The sequence below is a fragment of the Herbaspirillum sp. B65 genome, assembly GCF_000333555.1.
GTDB lineage: Bacteria > Pseudomonadota > Gammaproteobacteria > Burkholderiales > Burkholderiaceae_D > Herbaspirillum > Herbaspirillum rubrisubalbicans.
Map to the genome: position 1 here is coordinate 1 of NZ_BADI01001192.1, position 670 is coordinate 670.

Consider the following 670-nt stretch of genomic DNA (forward strand, 5'->3'; position numbering starts at 1 on the left):
GGCATTGATTATTCTTCAGAAGCTAATGTGAAGCTGATTGGAACACTGTACTGCACACGAACCGGACGACCGTTTTGTATACCAGGTTTCCATTTTGGTGAATTTTTCAATACACGAACTGCTTCTTCGTCGCAACCGCTACCAATACCCCTAACCACCTTAATGTCGGTTAGCGAACCGTCTTTCTCAACAACGAAGGTACAGATAACACGACCTTGTACTTAAATGGCCCAAGTCATATTGAGTCGTATCAGTTTGCGAATAAGCTTTTGAAAACGAAAAAGATACTGCTAAAACTATAATCAGCGTGGTAGGTTTAGGTAACATATTATTTGTGCAAAATTTAAATGTGCGAAATTATTATGCAATATTAACTTTATCTGTTTTAATTTATTGCGTTTTATGAGTTAAATATTTACGCTGTCAACCACCACTACTTTGCTGCAAAGCGGCTTGGCATACTCCTCGGCGAAAATCACATGGGTAGGGTCAACCTGGTAAGCTTCCTGCGCCTCCGGCGAATCGAACAGGATCAGCAGCGATACATCGTACGACCTGTCGATCACATCGCGGTTGGTATCGGCCGGTACCCCGATATGGATGTGGCGGATGTGTGGGATAGGGATCAGGGTATTCAAACCTGCTATCAGCTGATCTTTATCGGCTTTAT

The 670-nt window shown here is 42.8% G+C and carries 2 protein-coding genes; both read right to left on the bottom strand.

Annotation, left to right across the window (positions count from 1 at the left end; all coding sequences use genetic code 11):
* Positions 1–8: 8 nt before the first annotated feature.
* On the bottom strand, positions 9–206 hold the full coding sequence (locus I5W_RS34380; RefSeq protein WP_083862213.1) for an energy transducer TonB: 198 nt from the start codon (positions 204–206) through the stop codon (positions 9–11).
* 201 nt (positions 207–407) lie between these two features.
* Positions 408–670: Dabb family protein (locus I5W_RS28480; protein WP_042721901.1), on the bottom strand; the 263-nt coding region annotated here is incomplete at its 5' end.